The sequence below is a fragment of the Curtobacterium sp. PhB142 genome (genome assembly GCF_004341255.1).
In the GTDB taxonomy this organism is placed as follows: domain Bacteria; phylum Actinomycetota; class Actinomycetes; order Actinomycetales; family Microbacteriaceae; genus Curtobacterium.
This window is the reverse complement of sequence record NZ_SLUT01000001.1, coordinates 154,955-171,881: the sequence shown is the minus strand read 5'-3', so window position 1 is coordinate 171,881 and position 16,927 is coordinate 154,955. Positions and strand designations below refer to the sequence as shown.

Here is a 16,927-nt window from a genome sequence, read left to right as displayed (position 1 = left end):
CGGCCATGCAGTGCGACTACTTCGACCGCGGGGTGTGCCGGTCGTGCACGCTCATGGGGCAGCCCTACGCCGACCAGGTCCTCGACAAGGAGCTCCGCACCCGCGAACTCCTGCACGACGCCGTCGAGGCGGCTGGTGGCCCCGGAGCCGTCACGTGGTCACCGGCGATCACCAGCCCCGAGTCCGGGTACCGGAACAAGGCGAAGATGGTGGTCGGCGGCTCGACCGAGCACCCGACCGTCGGCATCCTCGACCACCGGCAGCGCGGCGTCGACCTGCGGCACTGCGGCATCTGCACGCCCGGCATCCGACACGCGCTGCCCCTGCTCGCCGACTTCGTCCAGACCGCGGGGTTGATCCCGTACGACGTCGCTGCCCGACGCGGCGAGCTGAAGTACGTCCTGGTCACCGAGTCGCCCGACGGCGAACTGATGGTGCGGTTCGTCCTGCGGTCCGAGGGGCAGGTGGCTCGGATCCGGCAGTACCTCGATGTGCTGCGTGACGCCCTGCCGAACGTGGTGGTCGTCACGGCGAACCTGCTTCCCGAGCACAAGGCCGTGACCGAGGGCGACCGGGAGATCATCCTCACCGAGCAGGAGACGCTGCCGATGCGCCTCGGCGGGATCACGATGCACCTGCGGCCGCAGAGCTTCTTCCAGACCAACACCGCCGTCGCCACCGAGCTGTACGCGCAGGCCTCGGCGTGGATCGACGAGCTCGACCCGGCGTCGATGTGGGACCTGTACTGCGGCGTGGGCGGGTTCGCCCTGCACGCTGCGCGACCGGGACGAGCGGTGACCGGCATCGAGACGAGTGCCGAGGCGATCCGTTCGGCGAAGCAGTCCGCGCGCGAGGCCGGGCTCGAGGGGCTCCGGTTCGCCGCCGACGACGCCACCGAGCACGCACTCCGCGCCCGACCCGACGCGGTGCCCGAGCTCGTCCTGGTGAACCCGCCACGACGCGGGATCGGCGAGGCGCTGTCGACCTGGCTCGAAGAGTCCGACGTGCAGCACGTCGTCTACTCGAGCTGCAACCCGGTGACCCTGGCGAAGGACCTCGCGCGCATGCCCTCGTTCCGGCTGCGCCGCGCTCGTGTGCTCGACATGTTCCCCCAGACCGGCCATCTCGAGGCCGTCACGCTGCTGTCGCGGGCGTGATCCGGGCCTCCTGGCCGGCATTGCCAGGGAATTGCCAAGGTGACGTACCCGGGTACGGGTCGATGACCATGGCCATGGGCATCGAGGCGTACAGGTTCGAGTGCGGGGTACATAGCACCAACGGGTAGAACCGTTTGTCTCGGTTTGATAACGGTGAAGAGTTTCCTATGGTTGCCGACCGAGGTGCCGCCGGCCCGATGACCACTGCCCCCGGTGGCGCACCCCACAACTGACCGCGATCGGTCGGGGTGGGCAGTGGATTCCGCGTTCGAAGCGGCTCGTGACCCCGGTGGAGCAATCACATGAAGAAGCTTTCCCGTACCCGCACCATCGTCGGCGGCCTCGCGTTCGCCGGCATCGCCGCGACCGGTGTCGGCCTCGCGGCAACCCCCGCGAACGCTGCGTCCGGCTCGACCTGGGACGCCCTCGCGCAGTGCGAGTCCGGCGGCAACTGGGCCATCAACACCGGCAACGGCTACTACGGCGGCCTGCAGTTCAACCTCGGCACCTGGCAGGCGAACGGTGGCGTCGGCAGCCCCGCCGGCGCGAGCCGCGAGGCCCAGATCGCCGTCGCCGAGCGTGTCCTCGCCACGCAGGGCTGGGGCGCCTGGCCGGCCTGCTCGGCCCAGCTCGGACTGAGCGGCACGAGCGGTGCCGCACCGGCCGCCGCTGCTCCGGCTCCGGCAGCCCCCGCTGCTCCGGCCCCGACGCAGCAGGCCGCACCGGCTCCCGCTGCCCCGGAGCAGGCCGCACCGAGCACCCCGGCTCCGGCACCCGCGCAGGAGGCCGCCCCGGCAGCCACCACGCCGAGCAAGCCCGCCGCCGTGAAGACGAGCGGCAAGACGTACACGATCGCCTCGGGCGACACGCTCGACACCATCGCCACCAAGCTCAAGATCGACGGTGGCTGGAACAAGCTGTGGGCCGCGAACACGTCGACCATCGACGACGCGAACCTCATCTACTCGGGCCAGGAGCTGCAGCTCCCCGCCTGATCGTTCCGCCGGACGAACACGACGACGCCCCGCGACCTCGGTCGCGGGGCGTCGTCGTGCGTGACCGGTGGTGGGAGCCTGCGGGCGCTACTGCCGGTTGTCGGCCAGCCAACCGGCGACGTCGTCGGACCGCAGCGCCTGTGACAGCGAGCCGACCGCCAGGTCGTTGAGCGTGACGTAGGACTGCCCGTCCGGCGAGGTTCCGGAGCCCGCAGTCGGCACCGTGAACGTCTCGAGGTCGTCGGTCCGGACGTCGCGCAGCGACCACCCGAGGCCGATCAGGGTCGGGAAGGTCAGTCCGGCATCCACTGCGAGGTGCTCGCTCGTCGCGGTGACGAAGTCCTGGATGCGCCCGGGGTCGGTGAGCGTGCCGCGGGAGAGCAGCCCGCCGACGACCCCGCGCATGAACGCCTGCTGGTTCAGCACGCGGGTGTGGTCGGCATCGGCGAACGAGTACCGCTCGCGCACGAAGGCGAGTGCGGCGTCACCGTCGAGCCGGTTCGCGCCGGCGACGAACTCGTGCTTGCCTGCGGCGAACGCCTGCCCGGAGTCGACCGTGACACCGCCGAGGGCGTCGGTCATGTCCTTGAACCCGGTGAAGTCGATCTCGGCGACGTGGTCGATGCGGACGTCGAGCAGCTGCTCGACGGTCTGCACGGTGAGCGGGACGCCGCCCCACGCGTACGCGGCGTTGATCTTGGCGCTCCCGTGACCCGGCACGTCGACCCACGAGTCACGCATGATCGACATCAGGTACACGGCCTGCCGGTCGGCCGGGACGTGCGCGAGCATCAGGGTGTCCGAACGGCCACCGGCCTCGGATGGCTTGCCGTCCGGTCCGCGTGCAGCTCGTGAGTCGGACCCGATGAGCAGGATGTTCTCGCCGCCGGACGCAGCGGGTCGGGTCCCGCTCGGGAACGGGTTCGCGATCGTGTCGTGGCGGGCGTCGAAGCTGCGCGCCAGGCCGCCGACGAAGATGCTCGCGACGACGGCGATCACGGTGGCGATGCCGACCAGCGAGCCGACCGTCGCGAGCAGTGCGACGAGGAGCGGGCGTCGGCGCCGCGGGTGGCGTCCGCTTCGGGTGGCGGTGTCGGCGGCCAGGCGGGCCGCCCGTCGTTCGGACATGCGGGACTCCAACGGGTTCGCGTCGGCGTGCCACCGACCGACCCATCGTACCGCATCTGGTATTTCAGGTACAGCGTGTCAGTTGTTCGGTTGCCGTGACTTCCCGAGCAGTTCCGTGAGTGCCGTCCGCAGTGCCGGGTCGTCCGGCAGGACCTCGCGCTCGATGTGTCGAGCGGTCTCCCACGCTCGGCGTCCGTGATCGGTCACGGTCACGAGGCGCCGGCGTCGGTCGTCGGGGTGCGGGGTGCGCTCGACCAGGCCGTCCCGCTCCATGCGCTCGAGGGTCCGTGACATCGTCTGCGGTTGCACCCGTGCCGTGCGGGCGATCGTGTCGGCACCGGTGGGGCCCGTGCGGATCAGGATGTCGACCGCGATGAGGGCTGCGTGCGGCAGCCCGATGGCGCGGAGGCGTTCATCCCAGTCCCGCTCGACCGAGCGTGCCGCGGCCGACAACAGCCGGCCGAGGGGCCACTGCTCGGTCGTGTCGTCCATGGGCGCAGTCTACGGTCGCCAGCTGTCGCGGTCGGCGTCGCAGTCGGCGTCGCAACCGGCGTCGCAGCCGTCTAGTAATCAGCATGCTGATGACCGGTGTACGCTCACCGTCGTGTCCCGCTTCCTCCGCATCGTCCTCCCCGCGCTCGTCATCGTGGTCTGGCTCGCGATCGCCTCCGTCGGCGGTCCGTACTTCGGCAAGATCTCCGAGGTGTCGACGAACGACCAGACCTCGTTCCTGCCGGCGTCAGCCGACGCCACGAAGGTGCAGGAGCGGTCGTCGGATTTCCGGCAGGAGTCGGGCGCACCCGCGATCATCGTGCTCGAGCGCGACGGCGGCATGGCGTCGTCCGACCTGACCGCGGCGAAGGACCTCGCGACGCAGCTCGGTGACCGCGACGACGTCGAAGCCGTCAGCCCGGTGATCCCGAGCGAGGACGGCGACGCGGTGGAGATCGTCGCGACCCTCACCACGGCAGCCGACACCGGTGACGCGGTCGAGGCGATCCGCGCCGACGTCGACGACGCCCTGCCCCGCGGAGTCAGCGGGTACGTCACCGGACCGGCCGGGTTCACCGCCGACCTGACCGAGGCGTTCGCCGGCATCGACGGCCTGCTGCTCGGGGTGGCGCTCGCCGCGGTCTTCGTGATCCTGATCATCGTCTACCGGTCACCGCTGCTGCCGATCCTCGTGCTCGGCACCGCGACGTTCGCCCTGTGCGCCTCGATCCTGGTGGTGTGGTGGCTCGCGAAGGCCGGGATCGTCACCGTGAACGGCCAGGTGCAGGGGATCCTGTCGATCCTGGTGATCGGTGCGGCGACGGACTACGCCCTGCTCTACACGGCGCGCTTCCGCGAGGCGCTGCGCGACCACCGCACCGGCTGGGGTGCGACGAAGGCGGCCCTGCGGGGGAGCCTCGAACCGATCCTGGCCTCCGGCGGCACCGTCATCGTGGGCGTGCTCTGCCTGCTGCTCTCCGACCTCAACTCGAACAAGGCGCTCGGTCCGGTCGCGGCGATCGGCATCGCGTTCAGCCTGCTCGCCGCCCTGTCGCTCCTGCCCGCACTGCTGCTCGCGTTCCGTCGAGCGGCGTTCTGGCCGCTGCGTCCCGCCTACGGCAGCGCCCACCCGGTGCTCACCGGTCCGGAGGCCCGCGGCGTCTGGGCCCGGGTCGGTCGGCTCGTCGCCAAGCGCTCCCGGATCGTGTGGATCGTCTGCACGGTGGGCCTGGTCGCGATGGGCACGGGCCTGGTCGGGCTCAAGGCCGACGGGGTCCCGCAGAGCGACCTCGTCATCGGTGCCTCGCAGGCACGTGACGGGCAGGACGTCCTTGCCGACCACTTCACGGGCGGCTCCGGCAGCCCGGCGCAGGTCATCGGGTCGGAGCGTGACCTCGCCGCCCTCGTCGACGCCGTCACGGCGGTCGACGGCGTCGACGGGGTCGTCGCCGCCGCGAAGGACGCCCCGTCCGGCACCGTGCCCGTGACGAGCGACACGAGTTCCGCCGGCGGCGCCGCCGCCGCCGAGCCCACCGTCTCGCGCGGGGACGTGCTGCTCGAGGCCACGTTGTCCGACCCGGCCGACTCCGACGCGGCCGAGCAGACGGTCCGTGACCTCCGCACCGCCGTCGAACGGGTCGATCCCGACGCGGTCGTCGGTGGCGTCACCGCGACCGCCGTCGACACGAACGACACCGGGATCCGTGACCGCACGCTGATCATCCCCGTGGTGCTGGTCGTGATCCTGCTCATCCTGATGCTCCTGCTCCGCAGCATCGTCGCCCCGCTCGTGCTCATCGGCAGCGTGATCGTGTCGTTCGCCGCGGCCCTCGGCGTCGGGGCGCTCGTGTTCGACCACGTGTTCCACTTCCCCGGTGCGGACCCGAGCGTGCCGCTCTACTCGTTCGTGTTCCTCGTCGCGCTCGGGGTGGACTACAACATCTTCCTCATGACGCGGGTGCGGGAAGAGGCACTGCAGCACGGCCCGCACGAGGGGGTCCTGCGCGGACTCGGGGTCACCGGCGGGGTGATCACCTCGGCGGGCGTGGTGCTCGCGGCGACGTTCGCGGCCCTCGGCGTCATCCCGATCCTGTTCCTCGTGCAGATCGCGTTCGTCGTGGCGTTCGGCGTCCTGCTCGACACGATCGTCGTCCGTTCGCTGCTCGTGCCGGCGATCGCGTACGACCTCGGTCGGCGGGCGTGGTGGCCGTCGCGCCTCTCGCGCGCGAACCATCACATGTGACACGCTGGGTGCATGCCAGTTCCTTCGACGCAGCCCGCCGCCGAGCGCAAGCTCCTCCGTGACACCGTGCAGGACAAGATCCGCGACGCGATCATGGACGGCACGCTGGAGCCCGGCGAACGGCTCAACGACGACGATCTGATCTCGTGGCTCGGGGTCTCCCGCACCCCGATCCGCGAGGCACTGGCGGAACTCGCCCGCGCCGGCCTGATCGAGATGGCACCGAACCGCTACACCCGCGTGGCGGCCCCGACGAAGGACGAGCTCCTCGACGCCTACCGCACGCTCGGCGTCATCTACGGGGGCGTCGTGCGCCTCGCGGTGCCCAACTTCACCGAGCCGCAGCGCAAGAAGATCGTGAAGATGCTCGACGACGTCATCGCGCGGGTCGGCGCCGACGAGCAGGACCAGGTCGCCCGCAACGGCGCCGACATCTACTCGCAGTGGGCGGACGCCTGCGGCAACCCGTCGCTCGTGCAGCTCTGCCGGTCGACCACCGACGGGCTGTCCTTCAAGCTCCGGGTCCCGGAGCTCGCTGAGCTGATCCCGGCCGCGGTGATCCTGCCCGAGCTCGACAAGCTCAAGGCTGCCGTCCTGGCGAAGGACCCGATCGCGGCAGAGCTCGCGATGGAGGCCATCCACCTGCTGCCGTCGCGCGCGTAGCGCCCCGTCGCCCAGCGCGACCAGGAGACGGACAGGAGGCCCGTGGCGATCCCGCCACGGGCCTCCCGTCCGCCGTCGCGCGCGTCTCGAGCGCGAAAGCGACAGATGTCCGCGAACATTCCGCGGCAGACTGTCGCTTTCGCGGGAATCTCGGCGGGCGGCGGGCGGCGGGCGGCGGGCGGCGGGCAGCGAGCGGCGCGCCGCGACCAGCGCGTCAGTGCGCGACGGCGCTGATCATCCCGAGGCCGACGCTGATGCGGTCGGCGACCTCGATGAGGTCCTCGGCGAGGGAGTCCAGGTCACGGTCGCGCAGCTGCGTCAGGCGCCCCGAGATCGACAGCGCCGCCGCGATCCGCCCCGAGGCGTTGCGGATCGGTGCCGCGATGCAGAACCGGCCGAGCGCCAGCTCCTGGTTCTCCTCGCACCAGCCGCGCTTCGCCGAGGCGGCGAGATCGGCCGTCAGGGCGTCGTGCGTCGTGATCGTGTGGTCGGTGTACCGGGCCAGGTCGTCCCCGAGCAGCGAGCGCCGTTCGTCCGGAGACAGGTCGAGCATCAGCGCCTTGCCGAGTGCGGACGCGTGCATCGGCTGCCGCATCCCGATCATCGTGTGCGACTTCGGCGCGAGCGACCCCTCGAAGTGGCAGAGGTAGATGCACGACGCGGCGTCCTGCACGCCGACGTTGGCGGTCAGCCCGACGCGGTGCGCGAGTTCCTGCGCCGCCGAGCGGCTCTCGCGGTGCACCGGGTTGTGGTTGAGCCCCTGGCTGGCGAGCTCGAGCACGGCCCGACCGACCGAGTACGCCTGGGTCTCCGGGTCGCGTCGGACGTACTCGAGCGACTCGAGCGTCGCCAGGAGCCGCCCGGTGGTCGAGGTCCCCAGCCCGATCGCCCGCGCGATGTCGGAGGCGCGCACCGCGCCGTCGGACGCGCCGAGCGCACCGAGGACCGCTGCGGCTCGCTCGATGCTCTGGTTCGGAGGGGTGGTCGCCATCCCCTCATTCTGGCCCGTCCCGGCGGCCGTCAGGAGACCTTCACGGCGCTCGCGGTGACGAACGGGGACCCGTTCGTGGCGGTGACGACGACCCGCAGGGCGGCCGTGCGCACCGGATCGACGTCGTGGATGCGATGGCGGTGTCGGTTCGCGTCGACCGCGGCGAGCGTCCGCCAGGTCCCGTCGACGCACGCCTCGATCCGGTAGTCGCGGGCGAGTGTGGGCACGGCGTCCCAGGGGGTGCGGTGGTGGTGCAGGTTGATGAGGTCGGCGTCGACGTCGTCGTTCCAGACGATGCGCACCTGGCGGACGTCGACGGGCTCCGCCCAGTCGAGCGAGAGCACGGCTGCGCCGGCACCCGCGTCGGACGACCACATGTGCGGTCCGCCGAACGGGCGCTGGTGGCCGTCGCTGACCCGGGAGGCCCGCCACGCGTCCGTCTCGCCGGCTGCGGTGAACGCGAACGCGTGTCCGCGCAGGGCGCGCGCCTCCCAGTCCGTCACGGGCTGTCCGGACTCCTCGGGGATGTGGTCGTCGAACTGCTCGTCGTCGGCGGCCCGGGCGCGCAGGGCCATCACGCCGTAGGGGTGGCCGTCGGTCAGGACCAGTCGGACGCCGGGCTGCCGACGGACCACGACGACCGCGTTGCACGGTGCGTCCGGGTGGAAGTCCAGGTCGACCACTGCTTCGCCCGGTCCGGCGGCGACGTGTGCGGTGTGCGTGCGGACGTGGTCGATCGGGGCGTAGTTCTGGGGCTTGCCGGTGGTCCAGAGCTCGATGGTGAGGTCGGTGTCGTCGTCCGCCTCGGTGCGGAGCCGGAACTCGCCGAGCGCGGGGTCGGCGGGCAGGAGGATCGCGACGTGGCGGTCCAGGTCGAAGCGGTCGGCGGTCGCGAACGGCGTCGTGTCGATCGTGGTCAGCTCGCTGCTCGCGGTGATGCGGGCGGTGCGGGCCAGGTCGGCGGGGTCGTCGGCGCGGACCCCGATGACCGGTGCGTCCTCGCGCAGCAGGGTCTGCTGCAGCAGGGCGATCTGCTCGGTGCCGAGGGACCGTGGCGTCGTGCCGTGCCGGGCGACCAGGTGCGCGGCGGTGCCGGCTGCCTGCCCCTGGGCCGCGCAGGTGGCCATCACCCGGGTGGACCCGAACGCGACGTGCGACGCGGAGATGTCGCGGCCGGCGAACAGCAGGTTCGACACGTTCGCCGAGTACAGCGACCCGAACGGGATGTCGTAGGTGCCGTCGGTGTACCGCTGCTGGGCGCCGGCGGTCTCGGCGTAGACGCCCTCGACGGGGTGCAGGTCGATCGACCAGCCGCCGAACGCCACCGTGTCGGGGAACGAGCGCTGCTCGAGCAGGTCCTGCTGCGTCAGGGTGTGGTCGCCGACGAACCGGCGGTACTCGCGCTTGCCGGGGATCGCGCCCACCCAGTCGAGCGTCAGGGTGTCCGCGTCGAACGCCCCCGAGTTCTTGATGTGGTCCCAGATGCCGTAGACGACGCCCCAGAGCTCGTCGCGGATGCGTTCGTTCTCGGCGACGGTGTCGAGTTCGCCGCCCCACTCGATCCACCAGTAGTTGCAGCCGTTGTCGCCGGTCCGGATCGCCCGGTTCGCCAGGATCGGTGTCGTGCCGAGGTCCTTCGCGATCGACGGCGGCACGAACTTCTCGGGGCGGCCGGTGTCGTGCGTGGAGAAGAAGATCGAACTGCCGAGCAGTTCGTCGTCGGCCGTTTCCGGCGCCCACTCCTCTCCGTGCTCGTCGCGGCCCTCGCGCCCGATGCGGTACTCGGCGCCGGCGAGGGCCCCGACGAGGCCGTCGCCCGTGCAGTCGAGGAACACCGGTGCCGTGAACGTCGTCTCGATCTCGGATCCCATGGTCCAGCCCGTGACGGCGGTGATGCGCGGTGCGCCGCCGGCGTCGTCCGTCGTCTGCACGGTCCGGACGTCGGTGCTGAGGTGGAGGTGCACGTTCGGCTCGGCCCGGACCAGGTCGAGCACCACCTGGTCCCAGTAGACCGCGTTGCCCTGCGGGTTCCGGTACTGGTTCTCGAGGAAGAGCTCGCCCATGATCCCGGTCTCGCGGGCGAACCGCTGCGTGCCGTGCGCCGTCGCGCCGACCACCCACACCCGGATCTCGCTCGAGGCGTTGCCGCCGAGGACCGGCCGGTTGGTGACGAGGGCGACGCTCGAGCCGAGGCGGGCGGCGGCGACGGCCGCGCTGACACCGGCGAGACCGCCGCCGACGACCACGACGTCGTGGTGCTGTTCACGGGATTGCATGGTCGGAACGGTATCACTCGGTGGCGTGTCTTTCCCACTGTGTGGCAATGTGTGCCCGGCGAGTGCTATCGTCAACGAATTCTCGACAACGAAGTGTGAGGCCCCACCCATGAGCGACGGAACCCGGACGCAACCCAGCGTCGATGCCGCCACCGCCCCCGACGTCCAGGTGGCCCTGGGCGACGACGCACGCCGCCAGGGCATGCGGAAGGTGATCGTCGCCGCGGGCGTCGGACACTTCGTCGAGTGGTTCGACTTCGGCCTCTACGGCACGTTGGCGACCGTCATCTCGCTGTACTTCTTCAAGCAGGGCGACCCGCAGGTCGCACTGCTGTCGGCCTTCGCCGTGTTCGGTGCCGGCTTCGTGATGCGTCCGCTCGGCGGGCTGTTCTGGGGGTCGCTCGGTGACCGGGTCGGCCGGAAGACCACGCTGGCCACGGTCATCCTGATCACGAGCGGCGCGACCGCCGTGATGGGCATCCTGCCGACGTACCAGAGCGTCGGGATGCTCGCACCGATCCTGCTCGTCGTGGTGCGGCTGGTGCAGGGCTTCGCCGCCGGTGGCGAGGGGGCCGGGGCGACGACGCTCCTGGCCGAGTACGCCCCGTCGAACCGGCGCGGCTTCGTGACGAGCTTCATCGACGTCTTCGGCTTCGCGGCGTTCATCGTCGGTGGTGGCCTGGTCTTCCTGTTCACGGCGATCGCCGGGGACGGAGCGCTCGAGTCGTGGGGGTGGCGTGTCCTGTTCCTCGTCGCGGTGCCGCTCGGTCTGGTCGGGTTGTACTTGCGCACGAAGCTCGAGGACACCCCGGAGTTCCGCGCGCTCAAGGCCAAGGGGGAACTCGCGAAGAACCCGCTCCGCCGCTCGCTCCGGACCGGGTGGAAGGCCCTGCTCTTCTGCGTCGGGTTCGTCGTCCTCAAGGCCGTCGGTCACTGGATCCTGCAGACGTTCATGCCCTCGTACCTGCAGGCGGACCTCGGGTACTCGCCGCTCGTCTCGTACGGGGTCGTCGTCATCGGCTTCCTGGTGATCGCCGGCCTCGTCCCGTTCTTCGGGCTGTTGTCGGACAAGATCGGCCGGAAACCCGTGATGCTCGCCGGGTGCGCGGGGTTCCTGGTGCTGACCTACCCGACGCTCATGCTCATGGACGCCGGCAACTTCTGGGCCGCCGCAGCCGCGATGGTGCTGCTCGGGCTGTTCATGGCCGCGTTCGACGGGGCGGTGAGCGCCGCGATGGCCGAACTGTTCCCGACCGCCATCCGCTACGGGTCGATGGGCATCGCCTACAACATCAGCGTGGCGCTCTTCGGTGGCATCACCCCGTACTTCGCCACGTGGCTGATCAGCGCGACGGGCAACACGTTCGCGCCGGCCTTCTACGTGATGGCCGCCGCCGCGATCACCGGCGTGACGGTGCTCCGGGCGCGCGAGACGAACAAGCAGGGACTCGTCGCCGAGTGAGTCGAGCGCGGGCCGGTCGCAGGGGCTGTGGAGTGACCTTCCAGGCGGATTCCATGTCCCCTGCGCGCGCTCCGGTTATGGTTTCCCGGTGAGCAACGAACCCGAGCAGACGACGGAGCCCGCGCGCCGCGGTGCCGTGACGCCGCGCCACGGGCGCCAGAAGCGACGAGCGGGTGTGGTGTTCCCGGCGATCGCGGGCGTGCTCACCATGGCCGTCGTGCTGAGCGGTGGCTACGCGGCGTACGCGTACAACCAGCTGTCCGGCGGGGTCACGATCGTCAACGCGATCACCGGCAAGAAGGACACGAAGGACGACGTCGACGGCAAGGCGCAGAACATCCTGCTCGTCGGCGACGACCACCGGCCGGACAACGCCACCCCCGAGCAGATGGCGGAACTCAGCACGACGTCGGACGGCGGTGCGACGAACACCGACACGATGATCGTCCTGCACATCAACGCCGACGGCACGCAGGCGACGATGATCTCGTTCCCTCGTGACTCGTACGTCGACATCCCGGACGTGGGCAAGGGCAAGCTCAACAGCGCCTTCTACTACGGCACGCTCAACGGTGGCGGCGACACCGGTGGTGCGAAGATGCTCATCAAGACCATCGAGAACCTGAGTGGCCTGCAGATCGACCACTACGTGCGCGTCTCGCTGCTCGGCTTCTACCAGGTGGTCAAGGAGCTCGGCCCGGTCGAGGTCTGCCTGAACCAGGCGACCAACGACCCGTACTCCGGCGTCGACCTGCCGGCCGGCAAGTCCTCGCTGAACGCGAAGGAGGCGCTGTCCTTCGTGCGGCAGCGCCACGGCCTGCCGAACGGTGACCTGGACCGCAACGTCCGCCAGCAGTACTTCCTGTCGCAGGAGGCCCGGAAGGTCACCTCCGCTGGCACGCTGCTGAACCCGGTCAAGATGGGCAACATCCTCAAGGCCGTCGGCGGATCGATCCAGACCGACACCAACCTGATCGACCTCGCCTCGCAGATGCGGAACCTGCGCCCCGCGAACATCCAGTCCGCCACGATCCCGACCCTCGGCACGCCGACCATCTACGTGAACGGTTCGGCGCTGTCCATCGTCGAGGTCGACACCGTCGGGCTGCCCGCCTTCGTGCAGGGCCTGGTCGGCGAACCGGAGGCCTACGCCAAGGCCGGTCGCGCCCAGCCGGCCAACACCTCGGTCACCGTGCTGAACGGCAGCGGCGTCGAGGGTGCCGCGACCGCGGCAGGGCAGGTCCTGACGAGCCGCGGGTTCCAGGTCGCACCGGCCGGTTCCTCGGACACCACCAAGGCCACGCAGGTGCAGTACCCCGCCGGCCAGGAGTCCCAGGCGAAGGCGATCGCGGCAGCCGTGCCCGGTGCCGTCCCCGTGCGCACCAGCGCGGTCACCGGCGTCACGCTCGTGCTCGGCACCGACGGTAAGACCGCGAAGGCCGCCAGCGAGCCGAGCGCGACCGCGTCGAAGCCCGCGAGCACCGGTTCCGGGTCGAAGCCGAGCAAGCAGGCGTCCAAGGAACCCGCGCCGAAGTCCACCGACGTGCACAACTACGGCACCGAGGGCACCTGCATCAACTGAGGCCGTGGCCGGACCGGGTCGCTAGGTTCGAGGGGTGAGCAGCGCAACGCGTCCGATCGTCCTGATGACCTACAACATCAAGAACCCGGATCCGGAGCACGACTGGCCGGCCCGGCTCCCCGTGCTCCTCGACGTCATCCGCCGGCACGACCCCGACCTGGTGTGCGTGCAGGAGGCCTTCGCGCACCAGCTCGACGACCTGCGCGCCGGGCTGCCGGACCATGCCGACGTCGGACAGGGGCGTGAGGGCGGCACCGCGGGGGAGCACCCGGCGGTGTTCTACCGACGCGACCGGTTCCGACCGACGGACGAGGGGTCGTTCTGGCTGTCGGACACCCCGGACGAACCGGTCTCGAACACGTGGGGCAGCCTGTTCCCCCGCATCGCGAACCACGCCGTGTTCCTGGACACCGACGGGCCGGCGGTCACGGTGCTCACCACGCACCTGGACCACGAACTCGGCGAGCACGGCGACGAGGTGCGCGGGAAGAGCGCGGCGCTCATCGTCGAACGGCTCGCGCGGGAGACCGGTCCGGTCATCGTCGCCGGGGACTGCAACGAGCCGGCCGGCGCCGGAACCGCATCACGGGTCTTCGCCGACGCCGGGTTCGACGACACCTGGCTGCTCGCGGGCGACCCGGGGGACCGGACGGCGACGTTCAACGACTGGCAGCCGCCGGTGGACACCGGGGAGCGCATCGACTGGGTGCTGACCCGCGGGGTCGCCGGCGTCGAAAAGGTCGTCATCGACCACGACGGGCCGGAGACGTGGTTCGCGAGCGATCACTTCCCGGTGATCGCGACGATCCGCGTGTGAGTCAGCAGCTCCGCTGGGCGTGCACGGGCATCGGGGAGCCGAGCACCGTGACCGTGGTGTCGTCCGTCAGGGCCGAGACGCCGTTCGTGCCGGAGGAGTCGTGGTCGTCGGAGGAGCCCCAGCCTGCACGCAGCAGCAACTGCCACGCGCGGAAGTCGTCGGAGCCGAAGGACACCCGTTCGGAGCGCGGGGCGTCCGCGATCTCGTCGGCGATGTCGTCGCCGACCTGGACGCCGCCGGGGCCGGTCAGCTCGATCCGTGCACCGAGCCGGCTGCGGACCTGGTCGCGCAGCACACGGACCTCGACGGCGTTGCCCGCCTGCGCATCGGTGGTCAGGGCCGCGACCCGGATGGCGCCGCCCCACGTGTAGGTGGTGCCGGCCGGGAAGCACGCGCCGCCGTCGCCCTCGGCGGTCTGCGTGCGCGACGGGGTGCCGAGCAGGCGGTCGAGCAGGCTCACGGTCAACCGGGAGTCGCGCATCGACGACTCGACGACGGTCTTCCCGCCGTTGCGGAGCACCAGGGACTCGGCGTCGAGCTCGATGGAGTCGACCCGCCGGAGCTTCGCGTTGGACACGTGCACCGGAGCGGCGTCGTGCGACGTCTCCGCCGCCACGGCGGTGTCCGCACCGAGCCCGGTGGTGCCGTCGAGCGCCAGCGCACCGGCCGAGAAGGCGAGCACGGCAGCGCCGAGCGCCAGCAGGGTCCGAGGGGTCACCGTTCGACGGTACGACCCTGATCCGTCCAGAACGACAGGTGTTACCGAATCGGGTCCTGGCCGTCACCGGACCGTGACAAACGAGGAAGACGCAATTGCGGCCCTGGACCGGTGCGGCCGGCGGACGCTGGCCGCACCGCGCGCCGGGGGACAGCCTCCTGGACGGCCCGTGGTGCGCCCCTGCGTACCGTCGGCGGCATGACGGACCAGCAGAACGACCAGGCAGGGCTCGACCAATACGCCATGCAGGACCCGACGAAGATGTACGCCGACAAGAAGCCCGACGAGCAGTACCTCGAGGGCGCCGGCACCGACGCCGAGATGGCGGAGAACGTCCCCGCCGACCACGGCGAGGACACCTACCGCGGCTCCGGACGGCTGACGGGCCGCAAGGCCCTCGTCACCGGCGGCGACTCCGGCATCGGCGCAGCGGTCGCCATCGCCTACGCACGCGAGGGCGCCGACGTCGCGATCTCGTACCTGCCCGAGGAGCAAGAGGACGCCGACCGCATCGTCGCGCTCATCGAGGCAGCCGGCCGCAAGGCCGTCGCGCTGCCCGGCGACATCACCTCGCTCGCGGTCTGCGAGCAGATCGTCGCCGACACCGTCGCGCAGCTCGGCGGGATCGACATCCTGGTGAACAACGCGGGCAAGCAGCAGAACGTCTCCTCGATCGAGGACATCTCGGACGAGGAGTTCGACGAGACCTTCAAGACGAACGCCTACGCGACCTTCCGGATCACGAAGGCCGCCGTGCCGCACCTGCAGCCGGGCTCCACGATCATCAACACGACGTCGATCCAGGCCTACGCGCCGTCGCCGCACCTGGTGCACTACGCGGCCACGAAGGCCACCGTGAACAACCTGGCGAAGGGCCTGGCTGCGCAGCTCGCACCGAAGGGCATCCGCGTCAACGCCGTCGCACCGGGGCCGATCTGGACGCCGCTGCAGCCGGCCGGCGGGCAGCCGCCCGAGGCGCTGCCGTCCGCGGGCGAGCAGACCTACCTGGGCCGCTGGGGCCAGCCGGCCGAGCTCGCGCCGGCCTACGTGTTCCTGGCGAGCGGTGAGTCGTCGTACGTCGTGGGCGAGACGCTGCACGTCGACGGCGGGATGCCGACGCCGTAGGGCGCCGCTGCGGGCTGACGGGAGGCGCGGTGCCGGTGGGTACCGCGCCTCCCGTCGTCCGGGTGGTCCCGTCTGCGGGCCGTGGCGACGTCAGCAGGTGACCGCGCGCGCCATCCGCTCGAGGAGCTCCCGCGCCGACAGTGCTGCCGCGAGCTCGACCTCGACCGGGTTGATGCCGATCGCGTGCTCGAACGCGCGGCGGCGGGCCTGGTCGGCGATCGGCACCTCGGGGCGCTGGGGCAGCACGGCGATCGCCTGGGCCGCCGCCCCGAACGCGCCCGCGGGCCGCCCGAGCTGTTCCCACATCGCGCGGACGTCGTGCGCGACCTGCTCCGGGTCACCGCCGAACTCGAAGCCGGCCGAGGCCATCGTCGCGAGTCCCTGTGCGGTGGGGTCGTTCGGGGTCATGCCCGGCATCGTCACACGGATCCGTGCGAACGCGCTGGGCGTGGTGCCGGTGTCCGTGTCCCCCCATGTGCTGACACCCGTACCGGGGATTCTGTTGTCCCCCGATCTGCGTTTGGATGGACGTGCCCCGGGTCGGGGCGACCTCGGACAGGACGTCCGTGGAACGACGGAGGGCACGATGCTCGAGAACACCAGCGCCGACACGCAGGCCGCAGCGGCCGCGGCGGCCACCCTGCACCTCCGGATCACGATCGTGGGGGCCACCGTCGACCTGCTCCGTGACGTCCCCTTCCACGAAGCACGCGCCGTGCACGTGGCCGAGCGGATGGGCATCTCCGTCGAGGAGCTCGAACAGCACTTCCCGTCCTGGGATGGCCTGGTGCTCGCAGCCGTCGACCGCTGGAACGGCGGTCGGATGGACGAGGTCACCCGCGAGGTCGGCGACGGCTCGACCGTCGAGCTCCTGCGCGCGATCGTCGCGTCGAACGCCGAGGACCCCGCGCTCATGCGCCTGCTCGTCGCACTGCTGTCCGTCGCGGGCAACCCCGAGCACCCGATGGCGACGTACCTGCGGTCGCGCTACCAGCTCTTCTACGCCCAGGTGAAGCGCGGCCTCGAGCACGACATCGCCGTCGGCCGCGCCCCGCACACCATGGAACCCCGTCGCGGCGCGGAGCAGCTCATCGCGCTGTACGAGGGGCTGCAGCTCCAGGCCCTGCTCCGCTCGGATCTCGACCTGGTGCCGGCGTTCGACCGTGCGGTGGCCCGACTCGAGCGCGGCTGGATGGAGCGCTACGAGCCGCAGGCCGCCCGTCGCCACGCGACGTGGAGCGACGGCGACGACGGCAGCTGGGACATCTGAGCCCGGACC

The 16,927-nt window shown here is 71.1% G+C and carries 15 protein-coding genes; 9 read left to right on the top strand and 6 right to left on the bottom strand.

Going from position 1 to position 16,927, the window contains the following annotated elements:
* Nucleotides 1–5 precede the first annotated feature (5 nt).
* Both rlmC and EDF31_RS20450 read left to right on the top strand, forming a co-directional pair.
* Nucleotides 6–1,157, top strand: coding sequence for a 23S rRNA (uracil(747)-C(5))-methyltransferase RlmC (gene rlmC / locus EDF31_RS00870; protein ID WP_131844843.1), 1,152 nt, complete (start codon nt 6–8; stop codon nt 1,155–1,157).
* 302 nt (nt 1,158–1,459) lie between these two features.
* A complete protein-coding gene (locus EDF31_RS20450) occupies nt 1,460–2,152 on the top strand; it encodes a transglycosylase family protein (protein WP_131844842.1) in 693 nt (230 codons plus the stop codon).
* Nucleotides 2,153–2,239: 87 nt separating this feature from the next.
* Here the strand turns inward: EDF31_RS20450 and EDF31_RS00860 are convergent, their stop codons facing one another.
* Together EDF31_RS00860 and EDF31_RS00855 are read right to left on the bottom strand one after the other, a co-directional pair.
* Nucleotides 2,240–3,280: an LCP family protein gene (locus EDF31_RS00860; protein ID WP_131844841.1), complete on the bottom strand. Its 1,041-nt coding sequence runs from the start codon at nt 3,278–3,280 to the stop codon at nt 2,240–2,242.
* A gap of 78 nt (nt 3,281–3,358) precedes the next feature.
* Entirely contained in the window at nt 3,359–3,772 is a 414-nt protein-coding gene (locus EDF31_RS00855; protein ID WP_131844840.1) for a MarR family transcriptional regulator, read from the bottom strand.
* Nucleotides 3,773–3,884: 112 nt separating this feature from the next.
* Here EDF31_RS00855 and EDF31_RS00850 point away from each other — a divergent pair, with 112 nt between their 5' ends.
* The gene (locus EDF31_RS00850; RefSeq protein ID WP_131844839.1) at nt 3,885–6,014 is read left to right on the top strand and encodes an efflux RND transporter permease subunit; all 2,130 of its coding nucleotides are present in this window, start codon (nt 3,885–3,887) and stop codon (nt 6,012–6,014) included.
* Nucleotides 6,015–6,026: 12 nt separating this feature from the next.
* Nucleotides 6,027–6,677 carry a GntR family transcriptional regulator gene (locus EDF31_RS00845; protein WP_131844838.1) on the top strand — a complete coding sequence of 217 codons (651 nt, stop codon included), beginning with the start codon at nt 6,027–6,029 and terminating at the stop codon, nt 6,675–6,677.
* A 214-nt stretch (nt 6,678–6,891) separates the two neighbouring features.
* On the opposite strand, the gene EDF31_RS00840 is transcribed toward EDF31_RS00845, so the two are convergent.
* Nucleotides 6,892–7,668: an IclR family transcriptional regulator gene (locus EDF31_RS00840; RefSeq protein ID WP_123294849.1), complete on the bottom strand. Its 777-nt coding sequence runs from the start codon at nt 7,666–7,668 to the stop codon at nt 6,892–6,894.
* A gap of 29 nt (nt 7,669–7,697) precedes the next feature.
* Nucleotides 7,698–9,944 (bottom strand): FAD-dependent oxidoreductase, encoded by a 2,247-nt coding sequence (locus EDF31_RS00835; protein WP_131844837.1) that lies wholly within the window; start codon nt 9,942–9,944, stop codon nt 7,698–7,700.
* A gap of 109 nt (nt 9,945–10,053) precedes the next feature.
* Here EDF31_RS00835 and EDF31_RS00830 point away from each other — a divergent pair, with 109 nt between their 5' ends.
* The 3 genes from EDF31_RS00830 to EDF31_RS00820 all read left to right on the top strand — a co-directional run bounded on the left by EDF31_RS00830 (nt 10,054) and on the right by EDF31_RS00820 (nt 13,805).
* On the top strand, nt 10,054–11,406 hold the full coding sequence (locus EDF31_RS00830) for an MFS transporter (protein WP_123294851.1): 1,353 nt from the start codon (nt 10,054–10,056) through the stop codon (nt 11,404–11,406).
* A gap of 88 nt (nt 11,407–11,494) precedes the next feature.
* Nucleotides 11,495–12,988: an LCP family protein gene (locus tag EDF31_RS00825; protein ID WP_123294852.1), complete on the top strand. Its 1,494-nt coding sequence runs from the start codon at nt 11,495–11,497 to the stop codon at nt 12,986–12,988.
* Between the two features lie 34 nt (nt 12,989–13,022).
* Complete coding sequence (locus EDF31_RS00820) at nt 13,023–13,805, top strand: endonuclease/exonuclease/phosphatase family protein (protein WP_131844836.1); 783 nt, start codon at nt 13,023–13,025, stop codon at nt 13,803–13,805.
* A 1-nt stretch (nt 13,806) separates the two neighbouring features.
* On the opposite strand, the gene EDF31_RS00815 is transcribed toward EDF31_RS00820, so the two are convergent.
* A complete protein-coding gene (locus tag EDF31_RS00815) occupies nt 13,807–14,523 on the bottom strand; it encodes a hypothetical protein (RefSeq protein WP_131844835.1) in 717 nt (238 codons plus the stop codon).
* A gap of 198 nt (nt 14,524–14,721) precedes the next feature.
* On the opposite strand from EDF31_RS00815, the gene EDF31_RS00810 reads away from it, so the two are divergent.
* On the top strand, nt 14,722–15,648 hold the full coding sequence (locus EDF31_RS00810; protein ID WP_123294855.1) for an SDR family oxidoreductase: 927 nt from the start codon (nt 14,722–14,724) through the stop codon (nt 15,646–15,648).
* Nucleotides 15,649–15,738: 90 nt separating this feature from the next.
* Here EDF31_RS00810 and EDF31_RS00805 read toward each other — a convergent pair whose 3' ends face one another.
* A complete protein-coding gene (locus EDF31_RS00805) occupies nt 15,739–16,056 on the bottom strand; it encodes a hypothetical protein (protein WP_123937293.1) in 318 nt (105 codons plus the stop codon).
* Nucleotides 16,057–16,234: 178 nt separating this feature from the next.
* Here EDF31_RS00805 and EDF31_RS00800 point away from each other — a divergent pair, with 178 nt between their 5' ends.
* Nucleotides 16,235–16,918 (top strand): TetR/AcrR family transcriptional regulator, encoded by a 684-nt coding sequence (locus EDF31_RS00800; RefSeq protein ID WP_131844834.1) that lies wholly within the window; start codon nt 16,235–16,237, stop codon nt 16,916–16,918.
* Nucleotides 16,919–16,927: the final 9 nt, after the last annotated feature.

Bases quoted from the DNA above. Each gene is read 5' to 3' on its own strand.
- EDF31_RS00810 (WP_123294855.1), top strand. From the start codon at position 14,722: ATGACGGACCAGCAGAACGACCAGGCAGGGCTCGACCAATACGCCATG.
- EDF31_RS00840 (WP_123294849.1), bottom strand. From the start codon at position 7,668: ATGGCGACCACCCCTCCGAACCAGAGCATCGAGCGAGCCGCAGCGGTC.
- EDF31_RS00805 (WP_123937293.1), bottom strand. From the start codon at position 16,056: ATGACCCCGAACGACCCCACCGCACAGGGACTCGCGACGATGGCCTCG.
- EDF31_RS00860 (WP_131844841.1), bottom strand. From the start codon at position 3,280: ATGTCCGAACGACGGGCGGCCCGCCTGGCCGCCGACACCGCCACCCGA.
- EDF31_RS20450 (WP_131844842.1), top strand. From the start codon at position 1,460: ATGAAGAAGCTTTCCCGTACCCGCACCATCGTCGGCGGCCTCGCGTTC.
- rlmC (WP_131844843.1), top strand. From the start codon at position 6: ATGCAGTGCGACTACTTCGACCGCGGGGTGTGCCGGTCGTGCACGCTC.
- EDF31_RS00800 (WP_131844834.1), top strand. From the start codon at position 16,235: ATGCTCGAGAACACCAGCGCCGACACGCAGGCCGCAGCGGCCGCGGCG.
- EDF31_RS00835 (WP_131844837.1), bottom strand. From the start codon at position 9,944: ATGCAATCCCGTGAACAGCACCACGACGTCGTGGTCGTCGGCGGCGGT.
- EDF31_RS00830 (WP_123294851.1), top strand. From the start codon at position 10,054: ATGAGCGACGGAACCCGGACGCAACCCAGCGTCGATGCCGCCACCGCC.
- EDF31_RS00855 (WP_131844840.1), bottom strand. From the start codon at position 3,772: ATGGACGACACGACCGAGCAGTGGCCCCTCGGCCGGCTGTTGTCGGCC.
- EDF31_RS00845 (WP_131844838.1), top strand. From the start codon at position 6,027: ATGCCAGTTCCTTCGACGCAGCCCGCCGCCGAGCGCAAGCTCCTCCGT.